Origin of the sequence: Salmonella sp. SAL00653, from assembly GCF_046552515.1 — a bacterium.
Taxonomy (GTDB): domain Bacteria; phylum Pseudomonadota; class Gammaproteobacteria; order Enterobacterales; family Enterobacteriaceae; genus Salmonella; species Salmonella enterica.
The window spans coordinates 61,577-82,380 of record NZ_JBGDTY010000021.1; the positions used below are offsets into that span (position 1 = coordinate 61,577).

The window sequence follows — 20,804 nt, forward strand, 5'->3', positions numbered from 1 at the left end:
TGCTTATCAGTCATATGCCCCTGAATACCTGAGTCCTTCATGCTGTCCTGGCGCGCAGCCAACCATGAAACAGCCTGAAGGGTGACGCGTAGAGTGCGGCGTAAAACAAAAAGAGATACTGACAACCGTTATGCCTGAAAAACAACGTTACACGCTGCCGACAAAAGCGGGCGATCAGCGCCAGTTGGGCGAACTTACCGGTGCCGCCTGCGCTACGCTGGTGGCGGAGATAGCCGAACGCCATGCCGGTCCGGTGGTACTCATAGCGCCTGACATGCAAAATGCTCTGCGATTGCATGATGAAATCCGCCAGTTTACCGATCAGATGGTGATGAACCTGGCGGACTGGGAAACGCTACCGTATGACAGCTTCTCCCCGCATCAGGAAATTATCTCTTCGCGCCTGTCCACGCTCTACCAGTTGCCGTCGATGCAGCGCGGAGTCTTGATTGTACCGGTAAACACCCTGATGCAGCGCGTTTGTCCACATAGCTATCTGCATGGTCATGCGCTGGTGATGAAAAAAGGCCAGCGGCTGTCCCGCGACGCTCTGCGCGCGCAGCTTGACAGCGCCGGTTATCGGCATGTCGATCAGGTGATGGAGCATGGCGAATACGCGACGCGCGGCGCGCTGTTGGATCTCTTTCCGATGGGCAGCGAACAGCCTTATCGCCTCGACTTTTTTGATGATGAAATCGACAGCCTGCGTCTGTTTGACGCGGATACCCAGCGTACGCTGGAGGAGGTCGAGGCCATCAATTTGTTGCCCGCGCACGAATTTCCTACCGACAAAGCCGCTATTGAGCTTTTCCGTAGCCAGTGGCGCGATACCTTTGAGGTAAAACGCGACGCCGAGCACATCTATCAGCAGGTCAGCAAAGGCACTCTGCCCGCCGGGATCGAATACTGGCAGCCGCTCTTTTTCAGCGAACCGTTACCGCCATTATTTAGCTACTTCCCCGCCAATACTCTGGTGGTGAATACCGGCTCGCTGGAAACCAGCGCCGAACGCTTTCAGGCCGATACGCTGGCGCGTTTTGAAAATCGTGGCGTCGATCCTATGCGCCCGCTTTTGCCGCCGGAAGCCCTCTGGCTACGAGTGGATGAGCTCTTTTCCGAGCTTAAACGCTGGCCTCGCCTCCAGCTTAAAACCGACCATCTGCCGGAAAAAGCCGCCAATACCAATCTCGGTTTCCAGAAATTACCGGATTTGGCTATCCAGGCGCAGCAGAAAGCGCCGCTGGACGCGCTGCGTAAGTTCCTCGAATCTTTCAGCGGTCCGGTGATTTTTTCGGTGGAAAGCGAAGGACGTCGCGAAGCGCTGGGAGAACTCCTGGCCCGCATAAAAATCGCGCCGAAGCGGATATTACGCCTGGACGAGGCGCAGGATGCGGGACGCTATCTGATGATTGGCGCCGCAGAACATGGCTTTATCGACACCCAACGCAATCTGGCGCTGATTTGTGAAAGCGATCTCCTGGGTGAACGGGTCGCGCGTCGCCGCCTGGATTCCCGCCGCACGATCAACCCGGATACGTTGATTCGTAACCTGGCGGAGCTCCACGTCGGTCAACCGGTAGTGCATCTGGAGCACGGCGTCGGACGCTATGCCGGCATGACCACTCTGGAGGCTGGCGGCATCAAGGGTGAGTATCTGATGCTCACCTACGCCAATGACGCCAAACTGTATGTGCCGGTCTCCTCATTGCATCTGATTAGCCGCTATGCTGGCGGCGCGGAAGAAAGTGCGCCGCTGCATAAACTGGGCGGCGACGCCTGGTCGCGCGCCCGGCAGAAAGCGGCGGAAAAAGTGCGCGATGTCGCAGCGGAACTGTTGGATATTTATGCGCAACGGGCGGCAAAAGAGGGTTTTGCCTTTAAGCATGATCGTGAGCAGTATCAGTTATTCTGCGACAGCTTCCCGTTTGAAACGACGCCCGATCAGGCACAGGCGATTAACGCCGTATTGAGCGATATGTGCCAACCGCTGGCGATGGACAGGCTGGTGTGCGGCGACGTCGGCTTCGGCAAAACCGAAGTGGCGATGCGCGCCGCGTTCCTGGCGGTGGAAAACCATAAACAGGTAGCGGTACTGGTGCCGACCACGCTGCTGGCGCAGCAACACTATGACAACTTCCGCGACCGTTTCGCCAACTGGCCGGTACGCATTGAGATGCTGTCCCGCTTTCGCAGCGCCAAAGAGCAGACGCAAATCCTGGCGGAAGCCGCCGAGGGTAAGATCGATATTCTGATCGGTACGCATAAACTGCTACAAAGCGATGTGAAGCTGCGCGACCTCGGCCTGCTGATTGTCGATGAAGAGCACCGTTTCGGCGTGCGCCACAAAGAGCGAATTAAGGCGATGCGCGCCGATGTCGATATTCTGACGCTCACGGCGACGCCGATCCCGCGGACGCTGAATATGGCGATGAGCGGTATGCGCGATCTCTCCATTATCGCCACCCCCCCTGCCCGTCGTCTGGCGGTAAAAACCTTTGTCCGCGAGTATGATAGCCTGGTAGTAAGGGAAGCGATTCTGCGTGAAATCCTGCGCGGCGGTCAGGTTTACTATTTGTACAATGACGTCGAAAATATTCAGAAAGCCGCAGAGCGGCTGGCGGAACTGGTGCCGGAAGCGCGAATCGCTATAGGCCACGGGCAGATGCGCGAACGTGAGCTGGAACGGGTCATGAATGATTTCCACCATCAACGTTTTAACGTGCTGGTGTGTACTACCATTATCGAAACGGGGATCGACATTCCCACCGCTAACACGATCATCATTGAACGCGCGGATCATTTCGGCCTCGCGCAGTTGCACCAGCTGCGTGGCCGCGTTGGGCGCTCGCACCACCAGGCCTACGCCTGGCTGTTGACGCCACATCCTAAGGCCATGACCACCGATGCGCAAAAACGGCTGGAGGCGATTGCGTCGCTGGAGGATTTAGGCGCCGGGTTTGCGCTGGCGACCCACGATCTGGAGATCCGCGGCGCGGGCGAACTGCTAGGCGAAGAGCAAAGCGGCTCAATGGAAACCATTGGCTTCTCACTCTACATGGAACTGTTGGAAAACGCCGTTGATGCGCTGAAAGCAGGCCGCGAACCCTCGCTGGAAGATCTCACCAGTCAGCAAACGGAAGTCGAGCTGCGAATGCCGTCGTTACTGCCGGATGATTTTATTCCGGATGTTAATACCCGGCTGTCATTCTATAAACGCATTGCCAGCGCGAAGAACGAAAACGAGCTGGAGGAGATCAAAGTGGAATTGATCGATCGCTTCGGCCTGCTGCCCGATCCGGCGCGTAATCTGCTGGATATCGCCCGCCTGCGCCAACAGGCGCAAAAGCTCGGCATCCGAAAACTGGAGGGTAACGAGAAAGGCGGAACGATTGAGTTCGCCGAGAAAAACCACGTTGACCCCGCCTGGCTTATCGGGTTGCTGCAAAAACAGCCGCAGCATTTCCGTCTGGATGGTCCGACGCGCCTCAAGTTTATTCAGGATTTAAGCGAACGTAAAACGCGTATAGACTGGGTACGCCAGTTCATGCAGCAACTGGAAGAAAACGCTATTGCATAAGCGTCAGGCCGGGCGTCATTACTCTGCGTCCGGCCTAATCTTTACAAATTCTTTGCACTTCCCTGCAGTTCCAGACACAGCCAACCGCCATAATTCTTATTTCCTCTTTTATAAAAATAACCACATAATAATCATGGGTTTATTATAATGTTCAACAATACGCGACTCTCTCGCTGGTGGGCGTTGCTTGCGCTTACCGCGACCATCATGCTTGCCCTTCCCGCGCAGGCGAATACGTGGCCTCTTCCGCCCCCCGGCAGTCGACTGGTGGGAGAAAATAAATTCCATGTCGTTGAAGACGACGGCGGCTCGCTGGAGGCGATCGCCAAAAAATATAACGTGGGCTTTTTAGCCCTGTTACAGGCCAACCCCGGCATTGATCCTTACGTGCCACGCGCAGGCAGCGTGCTGACGATTCCGCTGCAAACGCTGCTACCGGACGCGCCACGTGAAGGTATCGTCATTAACCTCGCGGAATTACGGCTTTACTATTATCAACCGGGGAAAAATACGGTCACGGTCTACCCTATCGGGATTGGCCAACTGGGCGGCGATACCCTGACGCCAACGATGGTGACGACCATTTCGGATAAACGCGCCAATCCAACCTGGACGCCGACCGCCAATATTCGCGCCCGTTATAAAGCGCAAGGCATCGATCTCCCCGCCGTGGTGCCTGCCGGTCCCGATAACCCAATGGGGCATCACGCGATTCGTTTAGCGGCCTACGGCGGCGTCTATCTGTTACATGGCACGAATGCCGATTTTGGCATTGGTATGCGCGTCAGTTCCGGCTGTATCCGTCTGCGCGACGGTGATATAGAGACATTGTTCCGTCAAGTCACGCCGGGAACCAAAGTGAATATTATCAATACGCCGATTAAAGCCTCGGTGGAGCCAGGCGGCGTGCGACTGGTGGAAGTTCATCAGCCGCTGTCTAAAAATATAGGCGACGATCCGCAGGTGTTGCCGATTGTGCTGAATGGCCCGATGCAGACCTTTAAGGACGCGCCGCAGACCGACGCCGCGGTGATGGAACATGTTATGGAAGTGCGCTCCGGAATGCCGGTGGATGTAACCCGTCAAGCAGAGGCGAAACCGCAGTCGCTGTAAGCGTGAATAGCTGACCGACAAAAAAGCCTCGCGATGCATCGCGAGGCTTTCTCTTTTTATTGTGGCAATCGCAGCGGCATTAATGAGGGTTAATGCTTACTTATAGATTACCGCCGTACCGTGGAGGGTATTCGGGCCGGTAACAGAGGTAATACGGAAAGACTTCGCCCCCATCTCCTGCGCTTTTTGCGCCAGCTGATCTTCCAGCGAGCCCAGATTCGTGCCGCCATTCGCGGAAATGGTGCCGAACTTCTGTTGACCTTCTGGCGTTGCCTGAACTTCAACGGCGGCGAAGCTGGCGAATGAGAGCGAACTTAGTACCGCAGCAGCGATGAGGTTTTTTACGTTTTTCATAGTGATGACCTTTAGCAGATGAATGGGTGTCGTAAGAATTAACTTAACGATCGATAAATTAATCATAGATGTGATCTACATCACACGTCAATCTATTTTTATAATGATCATTATATAATTTATAAAGATGTTATTTTTCATGTGAATAGAATTGATTTATTTTTCTAATGAATACTCTGGAGCCAGAAGTGGTTTGTTTTTATAATAGAGAGACCGCTCTTTAAACAGGTACAACGGCATCATGACAACGGATACCACAAGTTGCGCGAAGAAAAGCCGTGGCCGACCAAAAGTGTTCGACAGGGAAGCCGCGCTTGATAAGGCCATGACTCTCTTCTGGCAGCACGGCTATGAAGCAACTTCGCTTGCCGATCTCGTAGAGGCTACCGGGGCGAAAGCGCCTACTCTCTATGCGGAATTCACTAACAAAGAAGGATTATTTCGCGCTGTCCTGGATCGCTACATCACTCGCTTTGCCTCAAAGCACGAAGCCCAGCTCTTTTGTGAAGAGAAAAGCGTGGAATCGGCGCTGGAAGATTACTTCACAGAAATTGCCGCCTGCTTTACCAGTACAGACACGCCGGCTGGCTGCTTTATGATTAATACGTCCGCCACCCTCGCCGCCTCCTCGCGCGATATCGCCCGCACGGTAAAATCACGCCACGCCATGCAGGAACAGACGCTCATCCAGTTTCTGCGCCAACGTCAGGAGCGCGGTGAAATTCCGGCGCACTGTAACCCGCAGGCGCTCGCGGAATATATAAACTGTATTTTACAGGGAATGTCGATCAGCGCCCGTGAAGGAGCCACCTTCGAACAACTGATGCAAATTACGCGTACGACTCTGCGCATCTGGCCTGAACTGCTCAAGCCCTGAACGACGTAGCTTCGGATAAAAAAAGCCCCTCAGCCTGAGCGAATGAGGGGCTAACTTGCAGAGTACAGCTTTTTTATGCTTTGTTATTCAGAACCAGTTGGCCATTGCCGTCGAGGGGAATTTGCGTTCCGGGGTCTTTATCCATGCGGATTTTGCCCTGCTGATCGCCAATTTTGTAGGTCACGTCGTAGCCAAGCATCTTTTCAGATTTGTCATACACCGTCTTACAGCGTTGCTGCGTGGTAGTGTAGGTATCACTTTCCTGCATTGATCCCTGGATTTGATTGCCAGCATAACCGCCGCCCAGCGCCCCGACGACCGTCGCCACATCTTTACCACGACCGCCGCCAAATTGATGTCCAATCACGCCGCCTGCTACTGCGCCAAGCACCGAGCCGGCAATACGGTTTTCGTCCTGAACCGGTCTACGATGCGTGACCGTGACATTACGGCACTCCTGACGCGGCGTTTTTACCGTCTCTTTAATCGGTTTAGCCGATATCACCTGCGCATACTGCGGACTACGATCAAATACGTTGAGACTGGCCACTGCCGCCACACCCAGCGCAGCCGCTACGCCAATCCCTATACCCGCCAACATTGATTTATTCACGGGAGTTCCTCCTTCGTTGCTATTGGTAACAATTTTGCAACCAGTATGCGAACAAAGCCAATCGGAATGAGGATGAAAAATGCGGGATGAGGCGGTAAAGCTGAAGGATTCGGACAACTCCGAAGCAAGAGATGGAGAAGCGCTCACCGGCGCGAGCAGCCGGTGAGGCGCAGAGAAATTAATGCAGTTTCAGGCGCGGACGAATGACGCGGTTAATACTGCCCACCAGCATCATCAGGCCGGTTTTAAAGTATCCATGCAGCGCTATCTGGTGCATACGGTATAGCGAGATATACACGAAGCGGGCGATACGTCCTTCAATCATCATTGAACCGCGGGTCAGGTTCCCCATCAGACTACCCACGGTAGAGAAGTTGGACAGAGAGACCAGCGATCCATGATCTTTATACTGGTAAGCTTTCAGCGGTTTGCCATTCATCTGCGCCAGAATGTTATTCATCGCGCAGGTAGCCATCTGATGCGCCGCCTGAGCGCGAGGCGGCACAAAACCTCCTTCCGGACGTGCGCAGGAAGCGCAGTCGCCAATCGCATAAATATCAGGATCGCGCGTGGTTTGCAGCGTCGGTTCCACCACCAGTTGGTTGATGCGGTTCGTTTCCAGACCACCAATTTCTTTCATAAAATCTGGCGCTTTGATACCCGCCGCCCACACCATCAGATCGGCCTGAATATATTCACCTTCTTTCGTATGCAGACCGCCTTCGTCGGCGCTGGTGACCATAGTTTGCGTCAACACGCGAACGCCCAGTTTGGTCAGTTCATTATGCGCGGCGCTGGAGATACGCGGCGGCAACGCAGGCAGAATACGCTCGCCAGCCTCAACCAACGTCACGTTCAGCGCGTCGTTGGTCAGCCCCTTATAACCATAGCTATGCAGCTGTTTTACCGCATTATGCAGTTCAGCCGACAGCTCAACCCCCGTCGCACCGCCGCCAACGATGGCGATATTGACCTTACCGTTCGCGCCCAGATTAGCCGAATACTTGAGGAACAGGTTCAGCATCTCCTGGTGAAAACGGCGCGCCTGATGCGGGTTATCGAGGAAGATACAGTGCTCTTTCACGCCCGGCGTGTTGAAATCATTAGAGGTGCTGCCCAGCGCCATCACCAGCGTGTCATACGCGATTTTGCGCTCCGGCACCAGCAGTTCGCCCTTTTCATCACGCAACTCGGCAATAGTGATGGTTTTCGCTTCGCGATCGATATCCATCACCGACCCCAGCTGGAACTGGAAACCATGATTGCGCGCATGGGCCAGATAGCTCAGCGCATCCACGCCTTCGTCCAGAGAGCCAGTCGCCACTTCGTGCAGCAATGGTTTCCACAGATGGCTGTGATTTCTGTCTACCAGCGTGATTTTCGCTTTTTTCTTGCGCCCCAGTTTATGGCCTAACTGCGTCGCCATTTCCAGCCCGCCAGCGCCGCCGCCAACAATCACGATCTTTTTTAATGGTGTAGTCAACGTGACCCCCTTAAATTTATCAACCAATTGTTAATTAAAAGTTATTGGTATAGCCTTTAATTAACAACAAGTTACGTTAATGAGAATAAGCTTCTGATATGAGAATAGCATGAACGGTGCATTGGTCATACCAAAATTGATGTGCATCAAGTTTTCATGCTGAAAAGATAGACAGTTTGCGAGAATTGAGCATAAAAAAACCAGCCGCAAGGCTGGTTATCCGGTCACTGATAACGCCATATTGCCGGGGGCGTTACCCCAGCGTTTTAAACGCTTTGATACGTTGCAAGTGCGGCGAAATATTTTTGAATTTGTGAGTCTGTTCCTCATCCCACACAATTTCATAATACGGGTGAAGCGCTTGCGCTGAGCGTTGGCTGTCCAGCGCTTCGTCATGACGCGAGAGGATCACCAGACAACGATCGCGATTTTTTTCGCGAAAGTTGGTCACGCACTTTGTAGCGATGTCCGCATATTCTTCCGGGCGATCGATTTTCCCCTCCATGTTTTCATAGGGGAACAGGTTCGGGTTAAAAACCACCTGACGGATATCGCACAAAAAGCCAATCCGCTCCGCCCAGTAACCGCCCAGCCCCACGCCACAGATTAAAGGGCGCTCGTCCACATTCAACTGCAACATTTTGTCCACTTCTTTCAGCAGATGCTGCATATCGTGCTTAGGATGCCGCGTACTGTAGCTTACCAGCCGAACATCCGGGTCGATAAACTGTAATTGCAACACTTTTTCATGGTTGCCCGGACTATTTGAATCAAAACCGTGTAAATAAATAATCATCTGGCACCCTCACGAAAACTCGAGTTAATGACCTGCTTTTTCTTCCTGCCAGCGTTCATGTAACTGGTTGAGCTGGGCGCTGGCTGTTTTCCAGCGTGCTGAGTCCATGAGCTCCCGGCGTGAAAATGAACCTTTATGATACAAACGTGTAACACGCTCTGCTTTGATCGGCGACAGATTATCCAGCACGCTGACTGCGCCTTTACGATTATTGCAGACCAGAATCATATCGCAACCCGCATCCAGCGACGCCTGAGCGCGCTCAGCATAGCTGCCCATAATCGCCGCGCCCTCCATAGACAGATCGTCGGAGAAAATGACGCCGTCAAAGCCTAGCTCCTGACGCAGCACAGTTTTCAGCCAGTACGGCGAACCGCTTGCCGGACGCGGATCGATAGCGCGGTAGATCACGTGGGCAGGCATAATCGCATCCAGTTTATTCTCGCTAATCAGCGTGCGGAACACCGACATATCTTTGCCACGGATGTCCGTTTCAGGACGTGGATCGCACGGCGTCTCTTTGTGGGAGTCCGCCGTGACCGCGCCGTGGCCGGGGAAATGCTTACCGGTCGTTTTCATCCCGGCGTCATGCATACCGTCAATAAAGCGTGTTGCCATTGCCAACGCTTTTGCGGGATCGGCATGATAAGAACGCTCGCCAATTGCCGCGCTGATATGCCCGACGTCCAGCACTGGCGCAAAACTGATATCAATATCCATCGCGATCATTTCGCTGGCCATCAGCCACCCTGCCTCCTGCGCCAGTCGTCCCCCCTCTTCCAGCCCATGCAGCGCAAAAAAAGATTGCGCCGCGGGCAGGCGGGTAAACCCTTCACGGAAACGCTGTACGCGCCCGCCTTCCTGATCGACGGCCACCACCAGATGGTTACGCGATGCCGCCCGAATCTGGCGCACTAATTCGCGCAGCTGTTCCGGGTCATGGTAATTACGCGTGAACAGAATAAGCCCGCCAACCAGCGGATGCGCCAGTATCTCGCGCTCCTCCGCATCCAGCTCACATCCTTCGACATTCAACATTACTGGGCCCACACTGCTCTCCTTATCCTTTCATACGTAGCTGGCGCCAGGTTTCATCGGCCAACCTGATAAATTGTTGCTCGCCGGTTTGTCGCCAGCGGTATTCGAACCACCCTGCTTTTAGCATAATGACCCAGGGGTGCCATAATCGTATCTGTCGCCATAGCTGCCGGGCGTCGATTCGCGCGCACGCGGCATAAGCGTTTGCCAGTTGTCGGTGCTGGCGTTCATCCTCAACCCATACTGCCGCCAGCTCCAACGCAATATCGCCGTCACCGGCATACTCCCAGTCAATCAGTCTCAACCCGGCGGACGTTAATACTATATTGTCGCCATGGACATCCATATGCAAAGGCGCGAGCCGCAGCGGGCGAGGTTCACCGTTTTTTTGCAACTGTTTGAGCCGCCGCAACCAAAACGGCGTACGCCTTGCCGGATCGCAACACGACCAGTACTGCGCCAATAGTGGCGATAGCGCGATACGCCAGCCAAAACGCGGCTGTTGATGCAAATGATACAGTAAGGCCGCCAGTTCGTCGGCATCTGGCAGAGCGGAATTTACCACACCATGCAGATATTCTACCGCCATCCAGCCTGGCGTATAAAAAAGCGCTCGCGGCGCAAGACTGGCCGGCAATTGGGATAAGGCGCGGTAATGACGTAAAAAATGGGCTGGTGGAGCGTCGGGGTCGTGATGACGGCGCAGCACGACACGGTGAGTATCGTGGGCAATAATACAGCTCCCGCCGCTTAGCCCCTGCGATGCGGCGACGGCGGGACGATACTGGGGAAAATAGCGCGACAGGATCTCGTCGCGCGTTAAGGGATTATTGTTGTTGGACCGCACCTTTACCTGACCAGATTATCTCGCCAGTTTGCACCAGCATTAACTGCATCTGTAATGCAGGCGCGTTAACGTTACCGGATGCGCTGGAGTAAAGTACATATTGCGCCCCGACATTGCGCGCAATGCCAATAGCTTTACTGCGCGTTCCCAGACTATCCTGCGGAGACAACCCTAACTGCTGTTTTGCCATCGAGAGTTGCTGTACGGAGACCAGAGTAAATTTACCGTTGTTCGCCAGCGCATTACGTAACGTTTCCGTTGCCTCGTTCGCATTTAACGACCCATTCGTCCGGTTATTCACGCTGTCGACAAGCAATACGTTTCCGGCCGTCACGCCATCAGCCTGCAACATTTTGCTGACCAGCGGTTGCATCGCGCCGTTCCAGTCATAGTGGCGCACCTTAGGCGCTGGCTGGCCCGTTTGATCTTCATGTTCGATCGGCCCCGGTTGCTGTGGAATGGTTGGCACAGACGGCACAACAGGCGGCTGCGCGGGTTGTTCTGGCGCTGGTTTTACCTCTTCAACTGGCGCAGGTTGACGTTGCGCCATACACCCGGAGAGAAATATCGCCAGCGCAGCAATGGCAGCGTAGCGATGCATTTTTGTCATCAAAATTCACTCCTCACAAATAAAGATAAAGCCTGACCTTATGCGCCCCCAGATAATTGGCGCTGCCAAATAGCGTTACCGACGAACGCGCGGGTATGGTTACGCTACGCGGCGCCTCCAGCGGATGCATCTCCAACCCCCGCGCGTCATACCAGTAAAACCGATAATGAACGGTTATGGGCTCTTGCCTTTCGTTATAGACGCGGGAAGAGGCTGATGGCTGGATATCAGACGCCGTCAGTTCAGGCGGCTCTGCGGTGACGCCCGCCGCCAGAACCGTGGACTCCATCACCAGCGACTGCGCGTCGCTTACCGGAATTTCAGGGTGTGACCGGCAGCCGGTAAGCAGCAGCAAGCCCAGAGAAACCGCGATGCATCCTTTGATCATACTTACAAGCCTTTATGCGCCAGCATCGGGCCTAGCGGGCGGCCGCCCAGTAGGTGCATATGGATATGATAAACCTCCTGGCCCCCATGACGGTTGGTATTCATGATTAAACGATACCCATCTTCGGCAATGCTTTCTTGTTCGGCGATTTTCGCCGCCACGGTGATCATCCGACCTAACGCCTGTTCATGTTCCGCCGTCACGTCATTGACGGTTGGGATCAGGATATTGGGAATAATCAAGATATGCGTCGGCGCCTGCGGTGAAATATCACGAAAGGCGGTGACCAGCTCATCCTGATAAACGATATCCGAAGGGATTTCACGACGAATAATTTTGCTGAATATAGTTTCTTCTGCCACGACGTTTTCCTTTTTCATAATAGCCCTTGCAGCGCACATGCTACGCCGAGCCATACTGCGAGTATAGAGTATGAGCGAGTTACCGACGCTCTTTCAACTTTAACCCACGATTTATTAAGCGAAAAATGACTACATGCTGGACTTACCGCCATATCCCCCTGCCATGACGCCTTTGTACGCTTAAAAAATATTTCTAGTTTCCCTGGTTATACCGTTTTACACATTTAATACAAATGCGTATATTTCTCATTTGCATTTTTATGCGCATTAACTAGCAAAGAATGAAACGGTTCAACGTCATACGTCCTGAACTTACCCCAATAACAAGCAAGGATTTTCAGATGTCTTTCATTCAATACCGCCGGGACAAACACCTTCCGTCCACCGCCGCACCGTCGCTGTTAGCTATGGGTATGGCGATGGCATTTATGCCTGCCGCCTTCGCGGCTGAGGATACCGTTATTGTCGAAGGCGCGACGACCGCTGACGCCGTAAACCGTGAAGAACAGGATTACAGCGTGAAAATGACCGCAGCGGGCACCCAAATGCCGATGACTCAGCGCGATATCCCGCAGTCGGTCAGTATTGTCAGCCAGCAGCGTATGGAAGACCAGCAGTTGCAAACCCTGGGCGAGGTGATGACCAATACGCTGGGGATCAGCGGAAGCCAGGCTGACTCCGATCGCATCAGCTATTACTCGCGCGGGTTTGAAATTGACAACTATATGGTTGACGGTATTCCAACGTATTTTGAGTCCCGCTGGAATCTGGGCGATGCGCTAACGGATACCGCGCTGTATGAGCGCGTGGAGGTGGTTCGCGGCGCGAATGGGCTGATGACCGGAACCGGCAATCCTTCTGCCTCAATTAATATGATCCGTAAACACGCCACCAGTCGGGAGTTCAAAGGTAACGTCTCCACAGAATACAGTAGCTGGAATAAGCAGCGTTACGTCATGGATCTGCAAAGTCCGCTCACCGCGGACGGCAATGTCCGTGGGCGCATCGTGGCGGGTTATCAGAATAATGATTCCTGGCTGGACCGCTATAACAGTGAGAAAGCGTTCTTTTCCGGAATTATCGATGCCGATCTGGGTGCAACTACCAGCCTTTCAGCCGGTTATGAATATCAAAAAATTGATGTCAACAGCCCGACCTGGGGCGGTCTGCCGCGCTGGAACACCGATGGCAGCAAAAATAGCTATGACCGCGCGCGTAGTACCGCCCCGGACTGGGCTTATAACAACAAAGAGATAAATAAATTCTTCGTCACGCTTAAGCAGCGTTTTGCCGAAAGCTGGCAGGCGACCCTGAATGCGACCCATACTGAGGTCAAATTCGACAGTAAAATGATGTATATCGATGCGTTAGTCGATAAAGAGACAGGTACGCTGGTGAGTCCTTATGGCGCAAGCTACCCCGTGGTCGGCGGTACGGGCTGGAACAGCGGCAAGCGCAAAGTAGATGCCATAGATCTCTTTGCCGATGGCGCTTATGAGCTGTTTGGCCGCCAGCACAATATGATGTTTGGCGGCAGTTATAGTAAGCAGAATAACCGCTATTTTAGCGCCTGGGCGAACGTCTTTCCGGACGACATTGGCAACTTCAGCGCCTTTAACGGTAATTTCCCCCAAACCCACTGGGCGCCACAAAATCTGGCGCAGGACGATACCACGCATATGAAATCGCTGTATGCCGCTACGCGCATTTCGCTGGCCGACCCGCTGCATCTGATTCTTGGCGCTCGTTATACCAACTGGCGTGTTGATACACTGACCTACAGCATGGAGAAAAACCATACCACGCCGTATGCCGGGCTGATTTATGATATCAACGACAACTGGTCCGCTTATGCCAGTTATACCTCTATCTTTCAGCCGCAGAATAAACGCGACAAAGCGGGTCAATATCTGGCTCCGATTACCGGTAATAACTATGAAGCGGGCCTGAAGTACGACTGGATGAACAGCCGCCTCACCACCACATTGTCCGTGTTCCGCATTGAGCAGGATAACGTCGCTCAGGCAACCACTATTCCCATCCCTGGCAGTAATGGGGAGTTTGCCTGGAAGTCTACTGACGGAACGGTGAGCAAAGGCGTCGAATTTGAAGTGAACGGCGCAATTACCGATAACTGGCAGATGACTTTCGGGGCTACCCGGTATGTTGCCGAGGACAATGAAGGTAACGCCGTGAACCCTAATCTCCCGCGCACCAGCGTGAAGTTATTCACCCGCTATCGTCTGCCGGCGATACCGGAGCTGACGGTCGGCGGCGGTGTGAACTGGCAGAATCGGGTTTACAAAGATACCACGACGACGTACGGCACTTTCCGCGCCGAACAGGGCAGCTATGCGCTGGTCGATCTGTTTACCCGCTATCAGGTGACGAAAAATTTTTCCGTACAGGGAAACATCAACAACCTGTTTGATAAAACCTACGACACCAATATTGATGGTTCCATTGTTTACGGCGCGCCGCGTAACGTCAGCCTCACCGCCAATTATCAGTTCTGATAAACTGTCGGAGAGCGGCATGTAAAGCGCCATTAAAAAAAGGCAGCCGAATGGCTGCCTTAATTCTCCCCAACATCATTACTGCTTAGCTGTTACGGATGTACTCATCCATTTCCGTTTTCAGGTTATCGGATTTCGTACCGAAAATAGCCTGAACGCCGGAACCCGCGACGACAACGCCTGCTGCGCCCAGTTTCTTCAGGCCAGCCTGATCCACTTTCGCTACATCGGCTACGCTCACGCGCAGACGCGTGATACAGGCATCCAGGTTAGTGATGTTCTCTTTACCGCCAAACGCCGCAACCAAAGCCGGCGCCATTTCGCTGGTCGCGCCCGCTTTTGCGTCATCAGTAGTGTCTTCACGACCCGGCGTTTTCAGATCCAGCGCTTTGATCAACACGCGGAACACGGTGTAGTACACAATCGCATAACCGGCGCCAACAATCGGGAACAGCCACAATTTGCTGCTGTTACCGGACAGCACGATAAAGTCGATCAGACCGTGGGAGAACGACGTACCGTCACGCATCCCCAGCAGGATACAGATCGGGAATGCCAGACCTGCCAGAATCGCATGAATAATGTACAGGATCGGCGCCACGAACATGAAGGAGAACTCGATAGGCTCGGTAATACCCGTCAAAAACGAGGTCAGCGCGGCGGAAATCATGATACCGCCCACTTTTGCGCGGTTTTCCGGTTTAGCAGAGTGCCAGATAGCAATGGCCGCAGCCGGCAGACCGTACATTTTGAACAGGAAGCCGCCAGACAACATACCCGCCGTCGGGTCGCCCGCCATATAGCGCGGAATGTCGCCGTGGAATACCTGACCCGCTGCGTTGGTGTATTCGCCGATCTGCATCTGGAAAGGAACGTTCCAGATATGATGCAGACCAAACGGCACCAGGCAACGCTCGATAAAACCGTAAATACCAAACGCGACAACCGGATTCTGATAAGCCGCCCACTGCGAGAACGCCTGGATAGCCGTACCGATTGGCGGCCATACGAAAGACAGCACCACACCGGTAAAAATAGCGGCCAGACCCGAAATGATCGGCACGAAGCGTTTGCCCGCAAAGAAGCCCAGATACTCAGGCAGTTTGATACGGTAGAAGCGGTTAAACATATACGCTGCGATCGCACCGGAGATAATCCCCCCGAGAACACCCGTATCAGCAAGGTGTTTAGCGGCGATCTCTTCAGCAGGTAAATGCAGAACCAGCGGCGCAACCACAGCCATGGTTTTCACCATGATGCCATACGCTACTACCGCCGCCAGAGCCGAAACGCCGTCGTTGTTGGTGAAGCCCAACGCCACGCCGATAGCGAAAATCAGCGGCATATTGGCAAAAACAGATCCGCCCGCTTCTGCCATAACGTGCGATACAACGGCTGGCAGCCAGCTGAAGTTAGCGGAACCGACACCCAGCAGGATACCTGCGATAGGGAGTACGGATACCGGCAGCATCAGCGATTTACCGACCTTTTGCAGGTTAGCAAATGCATTCTTAAACATAATTGAGAGTGCTCCTGAGTATTTGTGCTTTTCTACGTTCTCACGCATTGGCGAGGGGGGAGAACCCCGCCGTGGACAGGACATCTAAGTGCCCTTTTATTCATTACACAGAGTAAAATAAATACGTCTGATTTTGTTTGACGGCTATCACGTTTCAGCGCCAGATAGCCTAAAAAGTATCACATTCTGCCAAAATGAGTTTCCGAATGTTTCCATAAGCTCGTTCACCGCCCCTTTTGTGGCGGTGAACTTTACGCGCTTTGCTTATTAATTACGAGCTTTAAAAAAACTCGTTTAACGGATTGATGACAGGCGAGACGCGTCAATATGGAACAGGCGAGCAAAGTTATCGGTGGTGATCTGCGCCAGTTCTTCAACGGCAACCCCTTTCAATACCGCCATATATTCTGCGACGTCGCGTACCATCGCAGGCTGGTTCTCTTTACCGCGATGCGGCACCGGCGCCAGATAAGGAGAATCGGTCTCGACTAATAACCGATCCAGCGGCACATAGCGCGCCGCATCACGCAACTGTTCAGCGTTACGGAACGTTACGATGCCGGAAAAAGAGATATAAAACCCCAGATCCAGCAATTTGCCGGCCGTTTCTCTGTCTTCTGTAAAACAGTGTAGTACGCCGCCGCAATCCGTCACTTTTTCTTCGCGCAGGATAGCCAGCGTATCGGCACGCGCGTCGCGAGTATGGACAATCACCGGTTTATGCAATTCGCGGCCAATCTGGATATGATGAATAAAAGACGCCTGCTGGCGGATTTTGGTCTCAGGCGTGTAAAAGTAATCAAGCCCGGTCTCGCCCATCGCCACCACATCGTCTTCTGCAGCAAGGAGGCGCAGTTCTTCTACGTCATATGCTTCATCCTGATTTAACGGATGCACGCCGCAGGAAAAGACCACATTATCGCGCTTGCCCACCAGCTCGCGCATATGGCGATACCCCGGCAGCGTCGTCGCCACCGCTAAACAGAACTTCACATCGCGCGCGGCGGCTTTCGCCAGCACATCGTCCACGTCCTTATGCAAAGATTGATAATCCAGACCATCAAGATGGCAGTGTGAGTCGACTAAAAACATAATGTCTCTCTCAAAGATGAGGAACAGGCAACAAGGTGCCTGGTTGCAGGTAATGCTCGATGCGGAGAATGAGATCGGTTAATACCAGTTCGCGATTTAATCCGGTCACATGAAGTAATTGATCACGACAATGGCAAACATCGTTCAGGATTGCCTGAATACGCACCGGGGATAGCGGCCCCGCCAGCGCGGCAACAACCGCGTCCGCATCAACGTTTGTCAGGTACGACGCGCCGTGCTGACGTTTCAGCGCGTCTACCAGCAGCGTTGCCAGCCAATGCAGGCGCGCCGGGGCTTGCTCATGATTGAGCGCCGTTAATAACGCATACCAGTCGCCCGTATGCAAACTGTCCATTAACGCCTGACACAGCGCCTCACGCTGCGCCCAGCGTTCAGACTGCAACAGCGCCAGCGCGGCGCCGGGCGACCCCGCATTCAGACGTAGCGCCGTGAGCAATGCTTCTTGTGACGCCGTCACTTCTCGCGACAGCCATGACATCGCATACGATTCGGACGGCGGCGCCAGATGATGCAGCCGGCAGCGGCTGCGTAATGTCGCCAACAGACGAGCAGGCTCCGGGCTGGCAAGGAAAAACCAGGTTTGCTCCGGCGGCTCTTCCAGCGTTTTGAGCAACGCATTGGCGGCGGCGTCGGTTAATAGCGCCGCATCCGCAATCCACACCACCTTCGCGCCGCCCAGACGGGAGTGCTCGTACAATTTCTCGCTGACCTCGCGTACCGCATCTACGCCGAGGCTGCTTTTGCCTTTATCCGGCGTCAGCGTGTAATAGTCCGGATGCGTGCCAGCCTGCATAAGCTGACAGCCACGGCAATGCCCACAGCTTTTGTGGCCCTCAGGCTGCTGGCATAACAGATAACGGCTCAGCGCATAGCACAGCGCCTCGTCGCCCATGCCAGGTAAGGCCTGAATCAGTAGCGCATGGTGCCCACGTCCCGCCTGGTAACTTTCTACCAGTTTTTCATAGGCGGGCCGTAACCATGGATACCATTTCATGCCGCTTGCTCCTGCACCCACTTCGTCACCGTGGCGCGAATGTCGCGCATGACGGCATCCAGCGGCTGGGTCGCGTCAATGGTGCGGATACGCGAGTCTTGCGCCGCCAGTTCCAGATAGCGCGCGCGAGTCCGGTTAAAGAAATCAAAAGATTCCTGCTCAATGCGATCCAAATCGCCGCGCGCTCTGGCGCGTTTTAGCCCGACTTCCGGCGTGACATCCAGATACAGCGTCAGGTCAGGACGAAAATCGCCCAGCACGGCATCGCGTAGTGTCGCCAGCATGGTTTGATCAATGCCGCGCCCTCCCCCCTGATACGCCTGGGTCGAGAGATCGTGGCGATCGCCGATCACCCATATGCCTTGCGCCAGCGCGGGTTTGATTACCGTTTCGACGAGCTGTACGCGAGCGGCATAAAACATCAGCACTTCCGCTTTATCGGTAATCACTTCGTCGCCTACCGATCGGATATCCAGCACCAGACTTCTTAGTTTTTCGGCAAGTTGCGTCCCGCCCGGCTCTCGGGTAAAAATCATATTACGAATACCCAGTTGCTCAAGGGTCTCCACCACCACGTCGCGCGCAGTGGTTTTTCCGGCGCCTTCCAGGCCCTCGATGACGATATAATTACTGCCCATTTTTTTCCTTAAGCACTTTCAGGTACTCCTGCACTGACCGATTATGGCTGGCAAGATTGGTGTTAAATGTGTGACCGCCTTTACCGTCGGCCACAAAATAGAGATACGGCGTTTTCGCCGGATGCGCCGCCGCCTGCAATGACGCTTCGCTGGGCGATGCAATCGGTCCTGGCGGCAGCCCGGTTATGGTATACGTGTTATAAGCCGTCGGCTTTTCCAGATCCGCACGCGACAAGTTACCATTATAACTCGTCCCCATTCCGTAAATCACGGTGGGATCGGTCTGAAGGCGCATACCGATTCTCAGGCGATTAATAAAGACTGAGGCCACCTGATCGCGTTCGCTGGCGACAGCCGTTTCTTTTTCAATAATCGAGGCCATTGTCACCAGTTGGTTCTGATCTTTATAAGGCAGCCCCCCGGCCCGGCCTTTCCAGACAGTATCGACAGCTTTCACCATCTTTTGGTGCGCTCGCTTGAGAATAGCGACATCGCTGGTGTTGGCGGTATACATCCAGGTATCGGGCCAGAACCACCCTTCTACCCATTCCGGATGCGCAAGCTTTAATGCCTGAGCGACAGTGGCGTAGTCATCATCCGGCAATGTATGGCGAATATACGGCGCCTCTCGTAGCTGTTTTAGGTAGTCGCTAAGGCGCATCCCTTCCACAAACCGCAACGGGAATTGCGCTTCTTTGCCGCTCTCCAGCAACTCAAGCATCTCCCGTACGGTCATCCCCGGCGTAAAACGGTAAGTTCCCGCTTTAAAGTGCGATAACTCAGGCTCCACGCGCAGCAACCACTGAAATACCCGGGGGCGATTAATGATTTTTTCATCATAAAGCTGGTCGCCAAGCGCCAGCCGCCCCGTTCCCGCCTTGAGCGTAAAGATAGTCTCGTTTTTAATAAGTAACGTGCTGTTCGCCAGATGGCGAACTTTCCACATCCCCACGCCCGCGGCAATACCCAGCACAACCAACAGCAGAAGGAAAACGCCTGACAATTTTTTCATAACTAATTCGGATGCTCACAAAATGGGGCTAAAAATTGAAACAGTGTTCGCGAAGAATACGACGCCCCGTGATAGGCGCGTATGGGAATAATCGGCATTAGCGCGTTGCAGATGATAATCTCATCCGCCTGCCTGACTGCCTCCTCTCTCGCCTGTACTTCAAGAACCTGGAAAGGAGATTGCGCCAGTTGGCGTAAACAAAATTGTCGCATAATGCCGTTCACCCCGGCCTGATCCAGACGCGGCGTAAAAACAATGTCGCCTGTACGCCAGAACAAATTAGCCGCACAGCATTCCGTAACCCATCCCTCGCTGTCAAGAACCAGCGCCTCATCGGCGTCCGTCTGCTCAAGATGAGAGCGAATCAACACCTGTTCGAGGCGGTTCAGATGTTTTAATCCGGCAAGATAAGGATTGCGCCCAAGCGGTATGGGACTAAGGGTAAGAGTGATGCCTTGCTTACGCCACTGAGAATAATAAGCGGGATAAGCAGAAACGGAGAGGATTCGGGTAGCTGCCTGACAATTCATGGCGCTGTATCCCCGGCCGCCGCTACCACGGCTAATGATCACTTTCAACACGCCTGAATCATGCCCTGTGGCCAACATTGTCATCTCTTGCCGAAGGGTCGACCAATGGCTAAAAGCGATCCGTAATTTTTCACAGGCAACCTGCAAGCGCTGAAGATGCGCTTCCAGATGGCAAATGTTGCCATCAACAATACGTGCGGTCGTAAAACTGCCATCGCCGAACTGCGTCGCCCGGTCGCTTACAGCAAGTTGATCCTGCGCATGGCCATTAATTAAAAACATAGTGGCTCCTTATCCGTCGCCTGCTAGTGTGGCAGGATGAATAACGCAGAACAAGAGGTGATATGCTGACTAGTCCTGATATAGGTTGACAGTTTTTTGTCTGTAAAACGCCTGATGAACATCATCGGGCGTTTTGTATTTC

19 protein-coding genes are annotated in these 20,804 nt (G+C 53.8%); 4 read left to right on the forward strand and 15 right to left on the reverse strand.

Features of this window, described 5'->3' with window-relative positions; translation table 11 throughout:
• The first annotated feature begins 130 nt into the window (after positions 1-130).
• Together mfd and ACLJRU_RS21000 are read left to right on the forward strand one after the other, a co-directional pair.
• Positions 131-3,577 (forward strand): transcription-repair coupling factor, encoded by a 3,447-nt coding sequence (gene mfd / locus ACLJRU_RS20995; protein WP_001114323.1) that lies wholly within the window; start codon positions 131-133, stop codon positions 3,575-3,577.
• 147 nt (positions 3,578-3,724) lie between these two features.
• A complete protein-coding gene (locus ACLJRU_RS21000; RefSeq protein ID WP_000482970.1) occupies positions 3,725-4,690 on the forward strand; it encodes a L,D-transpeptidase family protein in 966 nt (321 codons plus the stop codon).
• Between the two features lie 96 nt (positions 4,691-4,786).
• On the opposite strand, the gene bhsA is transcribed toward ACLJRU_RS21000, so the two are convergent.
• The gene (bhsA, locus tag ACLJRU_RS21005) at positions 4,787-5,044 is read right to left on the reverse strand and encodes a multiple stress resistance protein BhsA (protein ID WP_000800134.1); all 258 of its coding nucleotides are present in this window, start codon (positions 5,042-5,044) and stop codon (positions 4,787-4,789) included.
• Between the two features lie 241 nt (positions 5,045-5,285).
• On the opposite strand from bhsA, the gene comR reads away from it, so the two are divergent.
• The gene (comR, locus tag ACLJRU_RS21010; protein WP_000205985.1) at positions 5,286-5,921 is read left to right on the forward strand and encodes a TetR family copper-responsive transcriptional repressor ComR; all 636 of its coding nucleotides are present in this window, start codon (positions 5,286-5,288) and stop codon (positions 5,919-5,921) included.
• 73 nt (positions 5,922-5,994) lie between these two features.
• Here the strand turns inward: comR and ACLJRU_RS21015 are convergent, their stop codons facing one another.
• The 8 genes from ACLJRU_RS21015 to hinT form a co-directional block, all read right to left on the reverse strand.
• Positions 5,995-6,534, reverse strand: a complete 540-nt coding sequence (locus ACLJRU_RS21015; protein ID WP_001043452.1) for a glycine zipper 2TM domain-containing protein — start codon at positions 6,532-6,534, stop codon at positions 5,995-5,997.
• Positions 6,535-6,712: 178 nt separating this feature from the next.
• On the reverse strand, positions 6,713-8,017 hold the full coding sequence (ndh, locus tag ACLJRU_RS21020; protein ID WP_000211053.1) for an NADH-quinone dehydrogenase: 1,305 nt from the start codon (positions 8,015-8,017) through the stop codon (positions 6,713-6,715).
• A gap of 253 nt (positions 8,018-8,270) precedes the next feature.
• Positions 8,271-8,813: an alpha/beta hydrolase YcfP gene (gene ycfP / locus ACLJRU_RS21025; protein WP_000587945.1), complete on the reverse strand. Its 543-nt coding sequence runs from the start codon at positions 8,811-8,813 to the stop codon at positions 8,271-8,273.
• Positions 8,814-8,837: 24 nt separating this feature from the next.
• Positions 8,838-9,863 carry a beta-N-acetylhexosaminidase gene (gene nagZ / locus ACLJRU_RS21030; protein ID WP_000529340.1) on the reverse strand — a complete coding sequence of 342 codons (1,026 nt, stop codon included), beginning with the start codon at positions 9,861-9,863 and terminating at the stop codon, positions 8,838-8,840.
• A 10-nt stretch (positions 9,864-9,873) separates the two neighbouring features.
• On the reverse strand, positions 9,874-10,698 hold the full coding sequence (gene thiK, locus ACLJRU_RS21035) for a thiamine kinase (RefSeq protein WP_001257334.1): 825 nt from the start codon (positions 10,696-10,698) through the stop codon (positions 9,874-9,876).
• Complete coding sequence (gene lpoB / locus ACLJRU_RS21040; protein WP_000164362.1) at positions 10,679-11,308, reverse strand: penicillin-binding protein activator LpoB; 630 nt, start codon at positions 11,306-11,308, stop codon at positions 10,679-10,681. The genes thiK and lpoB overlap by 20 nt, the downstream gene beginning before the upstream one ends.
• 13 nt (positions 11,309-11,321) lie before the next feature.
• Entirely contained in the window at positions 11,322-11,696 is a 375-nt protein-coding gene (locus tag ACLJRU_RS21045) for a YcfL family protein (RefSeq protein WP_000589563.1), read from the reverse strand.
• A 2-nt stretch (positions 11,697-11,698) separates the two neighbouring features.
• Positions 11,699-12,058: a purine nucleoside phosphoramidase gene (gene hinT, locus ACLJRU_RS21050; RefSeq protein ID WP_023236523.1), complete on the reverse strand. Its 360-nt coding sequence runs from the start codon at positions 12,056-12,058 to the stop codon at positions 11,699-11,701.
• 341 nt (positions 12,059-12,399) lie between these two features.
• On the opposite strand from hinT, the gene fhuE reads away from it, so the two are divergent.
• Complete coding sequence (fhuE, locus tag ACLJRU_RS21055) at positions 12,400-14,574, forward strand: ferric-rhodotorulic acid/ferric-coprogen receptor FhuE (RefSeq protein WP_001539713.1); 2,175 nt, start codon at positions 12,400-12,402, stop codon at positions 14,572-14,574.
• 85 nt (positions 14,575-14,659) lie between these two features.
• Here fhuE and ptsG read toward each other — a convergent pair whose 3' ends face one another.
• The 6 genes from ptsG to pabC form a co-directional block, all read right to left on the reverse strand.
• Positions 14,660-16,093, reverse strand: coding sequence for a PTS glucose transporter subunit IIBC (ptsG, locus tag ACLJRU_RS21060; protein ID WP_000475705.1), 1,434 nt, complete (start codon positions 16,091-16,093; stop codon positions 14,660-14,662).
• A 294-nt stretch (positions 16,094-16,387) separates the two neighbouring features.
• Positions 16,388-17,185 (reverse strand): metal-dependent hydrolase, encoded by a 798-nt coding sequence (locus ACLJRU_RS21065; RefSeq protein ID WP_000480268.1) that lies wholly within the window; start codon positions 17,183-17,185, stop codon positions 16,388-16,390.
• Positions 17,186-17,195: 10 nt separating this feature from the next.
• On the reverse strand, positions 17,196-18,200 hold the full coding sequence (gene holB / locus ACLJRU_RS21070) for a DNA polymerase III subunit delta' (RefSeq protein WP_000872451.1): 1,005 nt from the start codon (positions 18,198-18,200) through the stop codon (positions 17,196-17,198).
• The gene (gene tmk / locus ACLJRU_RS21075; protein WP_000535396.1) at positions 18,197-18,838 is read right to left on the reverse strand and encodes a dTMP kinase; all 642 of its coding nucleotides are present in this window, start codon (positions 18,836-18,838) and stop codon (positions 18,197-18,199) included. The genes holB and tmk overlap by 4 nt, the downstream gene beginning before the upstream one ends.
• On the reverse strand, positions 18,828-19,850 hold the full coding sequence (gene yceG / locus ACLJRU_RS21080) for a cell division protein YceG (RefSeq protein WP_001525192.1): 1,023 nt from the start codon (positions 19,848-19,850) through the stop codon (positions 18,828-18,830). The genes tmk and yceG overlap by 11 nt, the downstream gene beginning before the upstream one ends.
• 2 nt (positions 19,851-19,852) lie before the next feature.
• Positions 19,853-20,662 (reverse strand): aminodeoxychorismate lyase, encoded by an 810-nt coding sequence (gene pabC, locus ACLJRU_RS21085; protein WP_001539711.1) that lies wholly within the window; start codon positions 20,660-20,662, stop codon positions 19,853-19,855.
• Positions 20,663-20,804 lie beyond the last annotated feature (142 nt).